Origin of the sequence: Vibrio sp. VPAP30 (genome assembly GCF_001188205.1) — a bacterium.
In the GTDB taxonomy this organism is placed as follows: domain Bacteria; phylum Pseudomonadota; class Gammaproteobacteria; order Enterobacterales; family Vibrionaceae; genus Vibrio; species Vibrio bivalvicida.
Map to the genome: position 1 here is coordinate 1 of NZ_LBLS01000043.1, position 13,600 is coordinate 13,600.

At 45.2% G+C, this 13,600-nt stretch carries 13 protein-coding genes, 2 tRNA genes and 1 rRNA gene; 15 read left to right on the forward strand and 1 reads right to left on the reverse strand.

Annotated elements, in window-relative coordinates; translation table 11 throughout:
* The first annotated feature begins 163 nt into the window (after positions 1 to 163).
* The 3 genes from rrf to ZX61_RS20340 all read left to right on the forward strand — a co-directional run bounded on the left by rrf (position 164) and on the right by ZX61_RS20340 (position 537).
* A 5S ribosomal RNA gene (gene rrf, locus ZX61_RS20330) occupies positions 164 to 279 on the forward strand.
* 69 nt (positions 280 to 348) lie between these two features.
* Positions 349 to 425 (forward strand) — tRNA-Asp (locus ZX61_RS20335).
* A 35-nt stretch (positions 426 to 460) separates the two neighbouring features.
* Positions 461 to 537 (forward strand) — tRNA-Trp (locus tag ZX61_RS20340).
* A gap of 1,102 nt (positions 538 to 1,639) precedes the next feature.
* On the opposite strand, the gene suhB is transcribed toward ZX61_RS20340, so the two are convergent.
* Positions 1,640 to 2,443, reverse strand: coding sequence for an inositol-1-monophosphatase (gene suhB, locus ZX61_RS20350; protein ID WP_049846419.1), 804 nt, complete (start codon positions 2,441 to 2,443; stop codon positions 1,640 to 1,642).
* Positions 2,444 to 2,621: 178 nt separating this feature from the next.
* Between suhB and trmJ the strand changes: the two genes are divergently transcribed.
* The 12 genes from trmJ to fusA all read left to right on the forward strand — a co-directional run bounded on the left by trmJ (position 2,622) and on the right by fusA (position 13,338).
* Positions 2,622 to 3,353: a tRNA (cytosine(32)/uridine(32)-2'-O)-methyltransferase TrmJ gene (gene trmJ, locus ZX61_RS20355; protein ID WP_049846420.1), complete on the forward strand. Its 732-nt coding sequence runs from the start codon at positions 2,622 to 2,624 to the stop codon at positions 3,351 to 3,353.
* 113 nt (positions 3,354 to 3,466) lie between these two features.
* Positions 3,467 to 3,973 carry a Fe-S cluster assembly transcriptional regulator IscR gene (gene iscR, locus ZX61_RS20360; RefSeq protein WP_049846421.1) on the forward strand — a complete coding sequence of 169 codons (507 nt, stop codon included), beginning with the start codon at positions 3,467 to 3,469 and terminating at the stop codon, positions 3,971 to 3,973.
* Positions 3,974 to 4,002: 29 nt separating this feature from the next.
* A complete protein-coding gene (locus tag ZX61_RS20365) occupies positions 4,003 to 5,217 on the forward strand; it encodes an IscS subfamily cysteine desulfurase (protein ID WP_049846422.1) in 1,215 nt (404 codons plus the stop codon).
* 51 nt (positions 5,218 to 5,268) lie between these two features.
* Complete coding sequence (gene iscU, locus ZX61_RS20370; protein WP_049846423.1) at positions 5,269 to 5,652, forward strand: Fe-S cluster assembly scaffold IscU; 384 nt, start codon at positions 5,269 to 5,271, stop codon at positions 5,650 to 5,652.
* Between the two features lie 66 nt (positions 5,653 to 5,718).
* The gene (gene iscA, locus ZX61_RS20375; RefSeq protein ID WP_049846424.1) at positions 5,719 to 6,042 is read left to right on the forward strand and encodes an iron-sulfur cluster assembly protein IscA; all 324 of its coding nucleotides are present in this window, start codon (positions 5,719 to 5,721) and stop codon (positions 6,040 to 6,042) included.
* A 57-nt stretch (positions 6,043 to 6,099) separates the two neighbouring features.
* Entirely contained in the window at positions 6,100 to 6,615 is a 516-nt protein-coding gene (hscB, locus tag ZX61_RS20380) for a co-chaperone HscB (RefSeq protein WP_049846425.1), read from the forward strand.
* A gap of 19 nt (positions 6,616 to 6,634) precedes the next feature.
* Entirely contained in the window at positions 6,635 to 8,488 is a 1,854-nt protein-coding gene (hscA, locus tag ZX61_RS20385; RefSeq protein ID WP_049846426.1) for a Fe-S protein assembly chaperone HscA, read from the forward strand.
* Positions 8,489 to 8,499: 11 nt separating this feature from the next.
* Positions 8,500 to 8,838 carry an ISC system 2Fe-2S type ferredoxin gene (fdx, locus tag ZX61_RS20390; protein WP_038206135.1) on the forward strand — a complete coding sequence of 113 codons (339 nt, stop codon included), beginning with the start codon at positions 8,500 to 8,502 and terminating at the stop codon, positions 8,836 to 8,838.
* Positions 8,839 to 8,894: 56 nt separating this feature from the next.
* Positions 8,895 to 9,089, forward strand: a complete 195-nt coding sequence (gene iscX, locus ZX61_RS20395) for a Fe-S cluster assembly protein IscX (RefSeq protein ID WP_049846427.1) — start codon at positions 8,895 to 8,897, stop codon at positions 9,087 to 9,089.
* 150 nt (positions 9,090 to 9,239) lie between these two features.
* Positions 9,240 to 10,538, forward strand: coding sequence for an aminopeptidase PepB (gene pepB, locus ZX61_RS20400; RefSeq protein WP_049846428.1), 1,299 nt, complete (start codon positions 9,240 to 9,242; stop codon positions 10,536 to 10,538).
* Between the two features lie 59 nt (positions 10,539 to 10,597).
* Positions 10,598 to 11,023, forward strand: coding sequence for a nucleoside-diphosphate kinase (gene ndk, locus ZX61_RS20405; protein WP_049846429.1), 426 nt, complete (start codon positions 10,598 to 10,600; stop codon positions 11,021 to 11,023).
* A 227-nt stretch (positions 11,024 to 11,250) separates the two neighbouring features.
* Positions 11,251 to 13,338: an elongation factor G gene (gene fusA, locus ZX61_RS20410; RefSeq protein WP_049846430.1), complete on the forward strand. Its 2,088-nt coding sequence runs from the start codon at positions 11,251 to 11,253 to the stop codon at positions 13,336 to 13,338.
* Positions 13,339 to 13,600: the final 262 nt, after the last annotated feature.

Consider the following 13,600-nt stretch of genomic DNA (forward strand, 5'->3'; position numbering starts at 1 on the left):
CGTTGATAGGCAGGGTGTGTAAGCGTTGTGAGGCGTTGAGCTAACCTGTACTAATTGCCCGTGAGGCTTAACCATACAACACCCAAAGGGTTTTGATGGACTCAAAGCAAGAACAGATTGAATGTGTTAAGAACTTAAAACAGCTTTCCGAATTAAGAATTTGCTTGGCGACCATAGCGATTTGGACCCACCTGATTCCATGCCGAACTCAGAAGTGAAACGAATTAGCGCCGATGGTAGTGTGGGGCTTCCCCATGTGAGAGTAGGACATCGCCAGGCTTACTTTATGTTTTCAGATTTTAGAAAAATCTAAAGGCAAAAACTTAGACTTAAATGTCTAACCAGTGCGGAGCGGTAGTTCAGTTGGTTAGAATACCGGCCTGTCACGCCGGGGGTCGCGGGTTCGAGTCCCGTCCGCTCCGCCACTTATTCGAGAGTCGTCTCACTAAACACGAACAATAGGGGTGTAGCTCCAATTGGCAGAGCAGCGGATTCCAAATCCGCGTGTTGGGAGTTCGAATCTCTCCACCCCTGCCATATTTAAGGCTCTAGTCGAAAGACTGGAGCCTTTTTGCTTTTTTATATTGAAATATTCAATTTGCAGAGCAGCGGATTCCCCGACTTACCAAAAACAGCGCGTGTTGGAGCGAAGCTTTCGAATCTCTCCACCCCTGCCATATTTAAGGCTCTAGTCGAAAGACTGGAGCCTTTTTGCTTTTTTATATTGAAATATTCAATTTGCAGAGCAGCGGATTCCCCGACTTACCAAAAACAGCGCGTGTTGGAGCGAAGCTTTCGAATCTCTCCACCCCTGCCATATTTAAGGCTCTAGTCGAAAGACTGGAGCCTTTTGCTTTTTGGTGTTGAAGTATTCAATTGGCAGAGCAGCGGATTCCTCGACTTACCAAAAACAGCGCGTGTTGGGGCGAAGCTTTCGAATCTCTCCACCCCTGCCATATTTAAGGCTCTAGTCGAAAGACTGGAGCCTTTTGCTTTTTGTGGTGTTGAAGTATTCAATTGGCAGAGCAGCGGATTCCCCGACTTACCAAAAACAGCGCGTGTTGGGGCGAAGCTTTCGAATCTCTCCACCCCTGCCATATTTAAGGCTCTAGTCGAAAGGCTGGAGCCTTTTTGCTTTTTTATATTGAAGTATTCAATTTGCAGAGCAGCGGATTCCCCGACTTACCAAAAACAGCGCGTGTTGGAGCGAAGCTTTCGAATCTCTCCACCCCTGCCATATTTAAGGCTCTAGTCGAAAGACTAAGGCCTTTTTACTTTGTCTTGGATGCACCCTTCGATCAGAATTGTATTTCCGTAGAACGACGAAGGAGTGAGTAGGGCTCCTGTTCACTGTAAGAGATTCTTAACTCGTCCATTCTTTACTCACTATAATAGTCATAAAAACAAAATCTTGGCACCAAACACCAATCCTCCAAAGTTGTCTAGCCACCGTCATGAAGGCAGGAGTGGATAAGCTTTCAGGGTTTCTATACGTTAAGGAGTAGTCCTAACTTAGCCGTGTTTCGCTAAGGGGGACAGCGGTAGTCTCTGATTTGCCCCTCACAGCTTCGATGCGCAGGTATAAAAAAAGCCCACTCAAATGAGTGGGCTAGAAATTCAGCTGTGACGGAGCTTAAGATTATTTTAGTAGTGCTTCATTACCGTTTTCACGGATGTGCTTAAGCATACCTTTAACGCCGCGAGCGCTTGAAGCAACAACGTTACCAGACTTCATGTAGTCAGTGCCGCCTGCAAAGTCAGTCACGATAGCACCCGCTTCACGAGCAATAAGTTCACCAGCAGCGATGTCCCATGGCTTAAGACCAAGCTCGAAGAAGCCATCAACTCGACCAGCAGAAAGGTAACAAAGGTCTAGAGCTGCTGAGCCAGTACGACGGAAGTCTGCACAGTCAACAAATAGAGACGACATAATCTTGAAGTAAGATTCAGAGTGTTGCTTTTGCTTGTATGGGAAGCCTGTTGCTAGAACAGTACCTTGAAGGTCTTTTAATTGCTTAACACGGATACGAGCATTGTTTAGTTGCGCGCCAGCACCACGTTGTGCTGTGAATAGCTCGTTAAGCATTGGATCGTATACACAGGCTACTTCAGTTTTACCTTTGATGCGTACAGCGATTGATACTGAGAAGTGTGGCAAACCTTTAACAAAGTTTGTTGTGCCATCCAGTGGGTCGATGATCCATTGTACGTCTTTATCTTTACCTTCGATTACGCCGTTTTCCTCAGCAACGATTTCGTGCTCAGGGTATGAAGCTTTGATTGTATCGATGATGATAGTTTCAGCTTCTTTGTCTACGTTAGTAACAAAGTCATTCGCGCCTTTTTGAGTAGATTCGATCTTCTCAGCATTTTCTAAAGATTTGGCAATATGGTTGCCAGCTTTTCGTGCAGCACGAATAGCGATATTAAGCATTGGATGCATACTAATTTCCCAACGGATGTTAAAGAACAGAAAAACGGGCGGCAGTATACCAGATAAATGGTGAAATGGAAGTGGTTAATTTTTGCACTTTTAGTTTTATTAGTAGAAAGGGTCTGACCATTTTACTCAGGTATATGATACTATCTTGCAGCTCAATTTTTGTGTTCGGAAATCATCAATGCTTAACAATGTTAAAGTCGTCCTTGTCGGCACTTCTCACTCAGGAAATATTGGCTCAGCAGCTCGTGCTATGAAGGTAATGGGGCTATCTAATCTTGTACTAGTCGATCCTCAGTGTAGCATTGATGAACAAACTTTAGCTTTAGCGGCTGGTGCGGCGGATATTGCTCAAAATTCTCAGGTAGTTTCAACTCTGGCTGAAGCGGTAGAAGACTGCGCTTTAGTCGTTGGATCTAGTGCGCGCTCTCGTACTTTAGAGTGGCCGATGCTTGAACCACGTGAGTGTGGCCAGAAGTTTGTGGAAGAAGGGCAATCAGCGCCTGTTGCATTGGTGTTTGGTCGTGAACGTACTGGGCTAACTAATGACGAGCTACAAACCTGCCACTACCATGTGTGTATCCCTGCTAACCCTGAATACAGTTCACTGAACTTGGCAATGGCTGTTCAAACGTTGAGCTATGAAATTCGTATGGCTTACTTAGAACGAGAGCAAAGTCTATATGAGCCACAAGACGTGATTGAATATCCTAGACACAAAGAACTAGAATTATTTTTTGCACACCTTGAAAAAGTAGCCAAGCAAACCCAATTTATCAGTGAAGAGCAACCTGGTAAGGTGATGATTAAGTTGCGTCGAATGTTCAACCGCGCTAGACCAGAATCGCAAGAGCTCAATATTCTGCGCGGTATCTTAACTTCAATTGAGAAGCGTATCTCTCAACCAAAATAACCACTATAAGCGAATGGTTAAATACCTGACTAAAATAGTCAATCAAATACTTGACCAATTTAGTCAGGTATGTGACAATTCATACCACATTAACGGTGTGGATATGGTGTTATATGAGACTTACATCTAAAGGAAGATACGCAGTGACAGCCATGTTAGATGTGGCTCTGCATTCGCAACAGAACCCTGTACCTCTGGCTGATATTTCAGAGCGTCAAGGTATCTCTTTGTCTTACTTAGAGCAGCTTTTCTCTAAGTTACGTAAAGCTGGCCTTGTGGCTAGCGTTCGTGGTCCTGGTGGTGGTTACCGTCTAGGTGAAGATGCTCATTCAATCGCAATTGGTACAGTGATTGCCGCAGTCGATGAGTCTGTGGATGCAACAAAATGTAATGGTAAAGGAGATTGCCAGGGTGGTTCTCGTTGCCTTACACACACGCTATGGCGTGACTTAAGTTCACGTATCAGTGACTTCTTGAATAACATCACTCTTGGTGAGCTGATGAAGGACAACGAAGTACTACAAATTTCAGATCGACAAGACATTGATCTTGCCGTTAATCATGGGTTCGCTACTAAAAATACAAACACCGCGCCCATCGGTGTAAATGTCCGCTCGTAAGCGGTTTGCCTGTTACATTGGAGTAGAAAATGAAACTGCCTATTTATTTAGATTATTCAGCGACCTGTCCTGTTGATCATCGTGTGGCTGAGAAAATGGTTCAGTACATGACTATGGACGGTACGTTTGGTAACCCAGCATCTCGTTCACACCGTTACGGCTGGCAGGCAGAAGAAGCAGTAGATACCGCTCGTGAGCAGATTGCAGACCTATTAAACGCAGACCCGCGTGAAATCGTATTTACATCTGGCGCTACAGAGTCAGATAATCTGGCAATTAAAGGCGCTGCGCGTTTCTATTCGAAGAAAGGTAAGCATGTAATCACTTGTAAGACAGAGCATAAAGCGGTTCTTGATCCATGTCGTCAACTTGAGCGTGAAGGGTTTGAAGTAACTTACCTTGAGCCAGAGTCAAATGGCCTTATCGATCTTAACAAGCTAGAAGCAGCAATGCGTGAAGACACTGTTCTTGTGACCATCATGCATGTGAACAACGAGATCGGTGTTATCCAAGATATCGCTTCAATTGGTGAAATGTGTCGTGAGCGCAAAATCGTGTTCCACGTAGATGCAGCACAATCAGCAGGTAAGCTACCTATCGATGTTCAAGAGATGAAAGTAGACCTGATCTCTATGTCCGCACACAAGGTATATGGACCTAAAGGTATCGGTGCACTTTATGTACGTCGTAAGCCGCGTATTCGCCTTGAAGCACAAATGCATGGTGGCGGCCATGAGCGCGGTTTCCGTTCTGGAACTCTAGCAACACACCAGATTGTTGGTATGGGTGAAGCATTCCGTATCGCTAAGGAAGAGATGCAACAAGACTTCGAACATGCTTTGGCGCTACGTAATCGTCTTCTTGATGGTGTTAAAGATCTAGAAGCGGTAACTATCAACGGTGACCTTGAGCAACGTGTTCCGCACAACCTAAATATCAGCTTTGCGTTCGTTGAAGGTGAGTCACTACTGATGTCGCTAAAAGATTTAGCTGTCTCTTCAGGCAGTGCTTGTACTTCCGCAAGCTTAGAGCCGTCGTATGTACTACGCGCACTAGGCTTAGACGATGAGCTAGCACACAGCTCAGTCCGTTTCTCATTTGGCCGTGCAACGACTGAAGAAGAGATCGACTACGCAATCGAACAAATTCGTACTGCAGTGCTTAAACTGCGCGACATGTCTCCTCTATGGGATATGTACAAAGAAGGAATTGACCTAAGTACAGTTGAGTGGGCACACCACTAATACTGAGTCAGTCATTCCAAGGATAGAACTAGAGGATTCGAGGTAAATATCATGGCATATAGCGAAAAAGTAATTGATCACTACGAGAACCCACGTAACGTTGGTTCATTTGACAAAGAAGATCCAGCAGTAGGTAGCGGCATGGTGGGTGCTCCTGCATGTGGCGACGTAATGAAGCTTCAGATCAAGGTAACGCCAGAAGGTATTATCGAAGACGCGAAGTTTAAAACTTACGGTTGCGGAAGTGCGATCGCTTCAAGCTCACTGGTTACAGAGTGGGTCAAGGGTAAAAGTGTTGATGAAGCAGCGGCAATTAAAAATGCAGAAATCGCAGAAGAGCTAGAACTTCCACCAGTGAAGGTTCACTGCTCAATTCTTGCTGAAGATGCAATTAAAGCAGCAGTTGCTGACTACAAGAAAAAACACCAAGAATAAGTAATCTGTATATAATGGGGCTAAAATCCCCATATCATTCGCGAAAGAGACAAACTAAGGTGCAGTATGGCCATTACAATGACAGAAACCGCGGCAAGTCGCGTTAGAACATTCCTAGAAAGCCGAGGTAAAGGTATCGGTTTGCGCTTGGGTGTGAAAACGACCGGGTGTTCTGGCATGGCTTATGTGCTTGAGTTTGTTGATGAGCTTAACGAAGAAGACTCTGTATTCGAACACGAAGGCGTCAAGGTTATTATTGACCGAAAGAGCCTAGTGTACTTAGACGGTACAGAGCTTGATTACGTTAAAGAAGGCTTAAACGAAGGGTTTGAATTCAATAACCCAAATGCTAAGGGCGAATGTGGTTGTGGTGAAAGCTTCAACGTGTAATTGATAAGGCCTGTGGGTTTGTGACTCACAGGTTTATTACCAAGGATAGAATTCTCCATGAATTACTTTGAATTATTTGGGCTACCAAGTCAGTTTAAGCTGGATGGTAGCCTTCTTGCTTCACAATTCCGTGAACTTCAAAAACAGTTTCATCCCGATAACTTCGCAACTGCATCTGAACGTGACCGTTTGATGGCTGTGCAAAAAGCAGCCGAAATCAACGATGCCTTCCAAGTTTTGAAGAATCCTATCTCAAGAGCAGAATACATCTTGTCTGAGAATGGTGTTGAGATACGAGGCGAACAGCAAACGATGCAGGATCCTATGTTCTTAATGGAGCAAATGGAGCTGCGTGAAGAATTAGAAGATATCTCTTCAAGTGCTGAAGCTGAAGATGCGCTGTTCGACTTTGAAAGCAAAGTGAGCAAAATGTTTAAGCAGCAACTGACTGCGACCGAGCAAGATTTGAACCATACAGACTGGCAGCAAGCTGCTGACCGAGTTCGTAAACTTAAATTTATTGCCAAACTACAGAACGAAATAGAACTAGTGGAAGATAAACTCTTCGGCTAGTGCAATACAAGGACCATCCATGGCATTACTTCAAATTGCAGAACCGGGTCAAAGCTCGGCACCACATGAGCATAAACTCGCCGCAGGTATTGATTTAGGTACGACTAACTCATTGGTTGCTTCTGTTCGAAGTGGCGACGCGGCAACATTGCAAGATGAGCAAGGTCAAAGCATTTTACCTTCGGTTGTTAACTATTCCGGTGAAAAAACAGAAGTCGGTTACTCTGCGAAAAAGAAAGCTGAGATTGATCCAGCCAATACCATTATTTCGGTTAAGCGCTTACTTGGACGCTCACTCAAAGACATTCAAGCTCGTTATCCGAGTCTGCCTTACCAATTTAGAGCGAGCGACAACGGTCTGCCAGTGTTGCATACGGCAAGTGGTGATAAGAACCCTATTGAAGTATCTGCAGAGATCCTTAAAACATTAGGTCAACGCGCTGAGAAAACTTTGGGTGGGGAACTTGCTGGTGTTGTTATCACTGTGCCCGCTTATTTTGATGACGCTCAACGTGCCGGAACCAAAGATGCGGCTAAGTTAGCAGGTCTACATGTTTTAAGATTGCTTAATGAGCCGACAGCTGCTGCTATTGCTTACGGATTAGACTCAGGTCAAGAAGGAGTGATCGCTGTATACGACTTGGGGGGAGGCACGTTTGATATCTCTATCCTGCGTTTGTCAAAAGGCGTGTTTGAAGTATTAGCAACGGGTGGTGATTCAGCACTCGGTGGTGATGATTTTGACCACCTGCTCGCAGACTACCTGATCGAAAAATCTACACTTACTGAGCCTTTAACCGCAACGCAAATGCGTACGGTACTGAATGTTGCAGCGGCGACCAAGATTGCTTTCTCCGAGCAAGAGTCAGTAGACGTCGATGTTCTAGGTTGGCAAGGTAGCGTTTCTCGCGATGAGTTTGAAGACTTGATTCGTCCGCTAGTTAAGAAGACTTTAATGTCTTGTCGTCGTGCATTAAAAGACGCTCAAGTTGACGCCGAGGATGTGTTAGAAGCTGTTATGGTAGGCGGTTCAACACGCACTCTGCTTGTAAGAGAAATGGTCGGCGATTTCTTTGGTCGTAAGCCGCTAACAAGCATTAATCCAGATGAGGTGGTAGCGATTGGTGCGGGTATTCAAGCGGACATCTTGGTTGGTAATAAACCAGATTCAGAGATGCTGCTACTTGACGTAATCCCTCTCTCCCTGGGTATTGAGACCATGGGTGGGCTGGTTGAGAAGATTGTTCCACGTAATACGACCATTCCAGTTGCGCGTGCCCAGGAATTTACCACTTTTAAAGATGGTCAAACGGCGATGAGCGTGCACATTGTCCAAGGTGAGCGTGAAATGGTTGATGACTGCCGCTCGTTAGCGAGTTTCTCGCTAAAAGGCATTCCACCAATGGCGGCGGGTGCAGCCCACATCCGTGTTACTTACCAAGTCGATGCAGATGGTCTACTGTCAGTCACGGCGATGGAAAAGAGTACTGGTGTTCAGTCTGAGATTCAGGTTAAGCCATCTTATGGTTTGAGCGATGATGAAGTGGCAAACATGCTACGTGACTCCATGACGTACGCGAAGGAAGATATGAACGCGCGAGCACTCGCGGAGCAGCGCGTAGAAGCCGATCGCGTTATCGAAGGTTTGATCGCAGCACTGCAAACTGACGGAGACGAGTTATTGTCTGAGCCAGAGCGCACTGAGTTACTCAAAGCGATAGAATCACTGATCGAGCTGCGTAATGGTGATAGTGCTGACGCGATAGAGCAAGGAATCAAAGATACTGATAAGGCGAGCCAAGAGTTTGCTTCTCGCCGTATGGACAAATCGATTCGAGCTGCTTTGTCAGGTCAATCAGTCAATGATATTTAAGAGAAAGAGTTATGCCTAAGATTATTGTATTACCGCATGAAGATTTATGCCCAGAGGGTGCGGTTTTGGAAGCAAATACAGGTGACACTGTTCTTGATGTCGCGCTAAAAAATGGCATTGGCATTGAGCACGCATGTGAAAAATCTTGTGCTTGCACGACATGTCACGTAGTAATTCGTGAAGGCTTTGACTCACTAGAAGAGAGTGAAGAGCTAGAAGATGACATGCTAGATAAAGCATGGGGTCTAGAGCCAGAGTCTCGATTAGGTTGCCAAGCTAAGGTCGCGGATGAAGACTTAGTTGTAGAGATTCCAAAGTACACCTTGAACCATGCTTCAGAAGATCACTAATCAATAGCTTTTCTCATTCGAATTATCACTACCGGAGAGTAGAAGGAAGGTAAGCAATGAAATGGACAGATTCACGCGATATTGCGATAGAGCTATGCGAAAAATTTCCAGAAATTGATCCTAAAACTGTGCGTTTTACTGATCTTCATCACTGGATTACTGAGTTGGACGAGTTTGATGACGAGCCTAATCGTTCTAATGAAAAGATTCTGGAAGCGGTGATCTTGTGCTGGATGGATGAAATGGATTAATCCTCGGCGGAAAACCATCTCAGTTAACAAATTTTACTAAAAACAACGGACCTTATGGTCCGTTTTTTTATCAATTTCACATTAAAGTGTTAACATCCCTGAACGAATAGAAAAAGGCGTAGGCAGCGCCAGTTCGGACAAGGAGAAACCATGTCTACACAGATGTCAGTATTTCTAAGCCAAGAGGCAGCAGCACCGCATTGGGGAGAGAACGCAATTCTTTCTTTCTCTGAAGCAGGGGCAACGATCCATCTTGGTGACCATCATGATTTAGGCGCGATTCAACGCGCAGCTCGTAAGCTAGACAGCCAAGGTATCGCTTCAGTTTCTTTACAAGGCGAACGTTGGGGGCTTGAGAGTGTTTGGTCGTTCCATCAAGGTTACCGTGGGCCAAAGAAGAAAAACCAACTGGTTTGGCAAGAGCTTAAAGAACAAGATCAATCAGAGCTTACCGCGCGTATTAAAGCAACGGACTTTACTCGCGATATTATCAACAAGCCAGCTGAAGAAGTCGCCCCGCGCCAATTAGCGACTATGGCGGCCGAGTTTATCAAATCAGTTGCGCCAGAAGGCACAGTGAAGGCGCGCGTCGTCAAAGACAAAGACCTGCTTACTGAAGGCTGGCAAGGGATTTATGCGGTTGGCCGTGGCTCTGAACGTACATCGGCAATGCTCCAACTTGACTTCAACCCAACGGGCGATGAAAACGCGCCAGTTTTTGCTTGTCTGGTTGGTAAAGGGATTACCTTTGATTCTGGTGGCTATAGTATCAAACCATCTGGTTTTATGACTGCGATGAAAGCGGATATGGGCGGTTCTGGTACGATTACTGGTGGTTTAGGTCTTGCGATCATGCGAGGTTTGAACAAGCGTGTAAAACTGATCCTTTGTTGTGCAGAAAACATGATTTCGGGCCGCGCACTTAAGCTGGGTGATGTTATTACCTACAAAAATGGTAAAACCGTTGAGATCATGAATACTGATGCGGAAGGTCGCCTTGTACTTGCGGATGGTCTAATTTACGCGAGTGAGCAAAACCCTGAACTAATTATTGATTGCGCTACCTTAACGGGAGCTGCTAAAAATGCACTAGGTAATGATTACCACGCACTAATGAGCTTTGATGATGAGTTATCTCATCAAGCATTGAATGCTGCGCGTGAAGAGAAAGAAGGTTTATGGCCACTACCACTGGCAGATTTCCACCGTAGTATGTTGCCATCTAATTTCGCTGATCTTTCAAATATCAGCAGTGGTGATTACTCACCGGGTGCAAGTACAGCAGCCGCTTTCTTATCTTATTTCGTTGATGATTACAAAAAAGGTTGGCTGCATTTTGATTGCGCAGCTACCTATCGTAAGTCAGCAACAGATAAGTGGTCAGCAGGTGCCACGGGTGTTGGTGTCCGTAGCCTTGCTGGTCTGCTACTTCAGCAAGCAAATAATTAAAAGCTAAGAGGCCGTAGAGCCTCTTTCAATAAAACAAATATATAACGAAAGGATATCCTATGGCTCTAGAAAGAACTTTTTCTATTGTAAAGCCCGATGCAGTAGAACGTAACTTAATTGGCGAGATCTACCACCGTATAGAAAAAGCGGGTTTACAGATTATCGCGGCGAAAATGGTTCGCTTAACTGAAGAGCAAGCGAGTGGCTTTTACGCTGAGCATGAAGGCAAGCCATTCTTTGAAGATCTAAAAGCTTTTATGACATCTGGTCCGATTATGGTTCAAGTGCTAGAAGGTGAAAATGCGATTGCGCGTTACCGTGAATTGATGGGAAAAACCAACCCAGAAGAGGCCGCTTGTGGTACTATTCGTGCCGATTACGCACTAAGCATGCGTTACAATTCAGTTCATGGCTCTGATAGCCCTGCGTCTGCAGCTCGTGAAATCGAATTCTTCTTCCCTGAATCGGAAATCTGTCCTCGATAATTGCAGGACAGCCTTAATAATAGATATGCTGTCTGTATAGTTTATAGGCAGCATTTTTATTCTGAAAAAACTTCGTCAATTCGTTGAAATGCGCCATTAAAGGGCAGATTAGCTGCTAGTATTGGTGAGAAAAGTTTTTTTTACATACAGCGCATGCAAGGGTATCAGTCTTGACAGATTGTGATATACTCTGCGCGCAATTTATACCTTATAAACAGAGTAAGACAATGGCAGATTTATCAAAGTACAGAAACATTGGTATTTTCGCGCACGTTGATGCGGGTAAAACTACCACCACTGAGCGTATTCTAAAGCTTACTGGTAAAATCCACAAAACTGGTGAAGTACACGACGGTGAGTCTACAACTGACTTCATGGAACAGGAAGCTGAGCGCGGTATTACTATCCAGTCTGCTGCTGTAACATGTGAGTGGAATGGCCACCGCCTAAACGTTATCGATACTCCGGGACACGTTGACTTTACAGTAGAAGTATACCGTTCACTTAAAGTTCTTGACGGTGGTATCGGTGTATTCTGTGGTTCTGGTGGTGTTGAGCCTCAGTCAGAGACTAACTGGCGCTACGCGAACGATTCAGAAGTTGCTCGTCTGATTTTCGTAAACAAACTAGACCGTATGGGTGCAGACTTCTTCAACGTTGTTGATCAAGTGAAGAACGTTCTTGGTGCAAACCCACTAGTAATGACTCTGCCAATCGGTCGTGAAGACGATTTCGTTGGTGTTGTAGACGTACTAACTCGTAAAGCTTACGTTTGGGACGAAACTGGTCTACCAGAAAACTACGAAGTTCAAGACGTTCCAGCTGATATGGTTGACGATCTAGAGCAGTACCGTGAAGAGCTAGTTGAAACTGCTGTAGAGCAAGACGACGACCTAATGGAAGCTTACATGGAAGGCGAAGAGCCATCTATCGAGCAACTAAAAGCTTGTATCCGTAAAGGTACTCGCGACCTAGCGTTCTTCCCAACGTTCTGTGGTTCTGCGTTCAAGAACAAAGGTATGCAACTTATCCTTGATGCTGTTGTAGATTACCTACCAGCTCCAGCGGAAGTTGATCCTCAGCCTCTAACAGATCCAGAAACTGGTGAGCCAACTGGTGAAGTTGCTACTGTATCTGCAGATGAGCCACTAAAAGCGCTAGCATTCAAAATCATGGATGACCGTTTTGGTGCACTAACATTCGTTCGTATCTACTCTGGCCGTCTGAAGAAGGGTGACACTATCCTTAACTCAGCAACTGGTAAGACTGAGCGTATCGGTCGTATGTGTGAGATGCAAGCTGATGAGCGTAACGAACTTACTGAAGCGCAAGCTGGTGACATCATCGCTATCGTTGGTATGAAGAACGTTCAGACTGGTCACACTCTATGTGATCCTAAGCACGAATGTACTCTTGAAGCTATGATCTTCCCAGAACCAGTAATCTCTATCGCTGTAACGCCAAAAGATAAAGGCGGCAGCGAGAAGATGGGTATCGCGATCGGTAAAATGGTTGCAGAAGATCCATCATTCCAGGTTGAGACTGATGAAGAGTCTGGCGAAACTATCCTGAAAGGTATGGGTGAACTTCACCTAGACATCAAGGTAGATATCCTTAAGCGTACTTACGGCGTTGAGCTAGAAGTAGGTGCTCCACAGGTAGCTTACCGTGAAACTATCACTCAAGCAGTTGAAGATAGCTACACGCACAAGAAGCAGTCTGGTGGTTCTGGTCAATTCGGTAAGATCGACTACCGTATCAAGCCAGGTGAGCCAAACTCTGGTTTCACGTTCTCTTCAACAGTTGTTGGTGGTAACGTACCTAAAGAATTCTGGCCTGCAGTTGAGAAAGGTTTTGCATCTATGATGGATAACGGCGTTCTAGCTGGCTTCCCTACTCTAGATGTAGAAGTTGAACTATTCGACGGTGGCTTCCACGCAGTTGACTCTTCAGCTATCGCTTACGAAATCGCTGCTAAAGGCGCATTCCGTCAGTCTATGCCTAAAGCGGGTGCACAACTTCTTGAGCCAATCATGAACGTTGACGTATTCACTCCAGAAGACAACGTTGGTGATGTTATCGGTGACCTTAACCGTCGTCGTGGTATGATCAAAGACCAACAAGCTGGTACTACAGGCGTTCGTATTAAAGCAGACGTTCCTCTATCAGAAATGTTTGGCTACATCGGTCACCTACGTACTATCACTTCTGGTCGTGGTCAGTTCTCTATGGAGTTCGGTCAATACGCACCATGTCCAGCAAACGTTGCTGAGCAAGTAATCGCAGAAGTTAAAGAACGTAACGAGAAGAAGTAATTCTTACGTTAGCTAGATAGCTTTGAAAGCCCCAGTCGAAAGACTGGGGCTTTTTTTTGGGAGGAGTGCGGGAACGGGCTTCGCTCTAAGGAGTGCTGGAACGAACTGCGCCCTATGGAACGCTCTGCTATGACAATCGAGATCGGGCTTAGCCCTTCGAGAATTATTGGGTCATTCAATAGAGTGACGAAGGAGCGAGTAGGGAATCTCATCAAGTATCTGATTCGCTTCAAGAGATCCCCAATTCACTCGTTCTTCGCTC

Excerpts from the sequence above, each read along its gene's own strand:
- pepB (WP_049846428.1), top strand. The coding sequence starts at position 9,240 with ATGTCTACACAGATGTCAGTATTTCTAAGCCAAGAGGCAGCAGCACCG.
- trmJ (WP_049846420.1), top strand. The coding sequence starts at position 2,622 with ATGCTTAACAATGTTAAAGTCGTCCTTGTCGGCACTTCTCACTCAGGA.
- ZX61_RS20365 (WP_049846422.1), top strand. The coding sequence starts at position 4,003 with ATGAAACTGCCTATTTATTTAGATTATTCAGCGACCTGTCCTGTTGAT.
- hscA (WP_049846426.1), top strand. The coding sequence starts at position 6,635 with ATGGCATTACTTCAAATTGCAGAACCGGGTCAAAGCTCGGCACCACAT.
- iscX (WP_049846427.1), top strand. The coding sequence starts at position 8,895 with ATGAAATGGACAGATTCACGCGATATTGCGATAGAGCTATGCGAAAAA.
- suhB (WP_049846419.1), bottom strand. The coding sequence starts at position 2,443 with ATGCATCCAATGCTTAATATCGCTATTCGTGCTGCACGAAAAGCTGGC.
- ndk (WP_049846429.1), top strand. The coding sequence starts at position 10,598 with ATGGCTCTAGAAAGAACTTTTTCTATTGTAAAGCCCGATGCAGTAGAA.
- fdx (WP_038206135.1), top strand. The coding sequence starts at position 8,500 with ATGCCTAAGATTATTGTATTACCGCATGAAGATTTATGCCCAGAGGGT.
- hscB (WP_049846425.1), top strand. The coding sequence starts at position 6,100 with ATGAATTACTTTGAATTATTTGGGCTACCAAGTCAGTTTAAGCTGGAT.
- iscU (WP_049846423.1), top strand. The coding sequence starts at position 5,269 with ATGGCATATAGCGAAAAAGTAATTGATCACTACGAGAACCCACGTAAC.
- iscA (WP_049846424.1), top strand. The coding sequence starts at position 5,719 with ATGGCCATTACAATGACAGAAACCGCGGCAAGTCGCGTTAGAACATTC.
- fusA (WP_049846430.1), top strand. The coding sequence starts at position 11,251 with ATGGCAGATTTATCAAAGTACAGAAACATTGGTATTTTCGCGCACGTT.
- iscR (WP_049846421.1), top strand. The coding sequence starts at position 3,467 with ATGAGACTTACATCTAAAGGAAGATACGCAGTGACAGCCATGTTAGAT.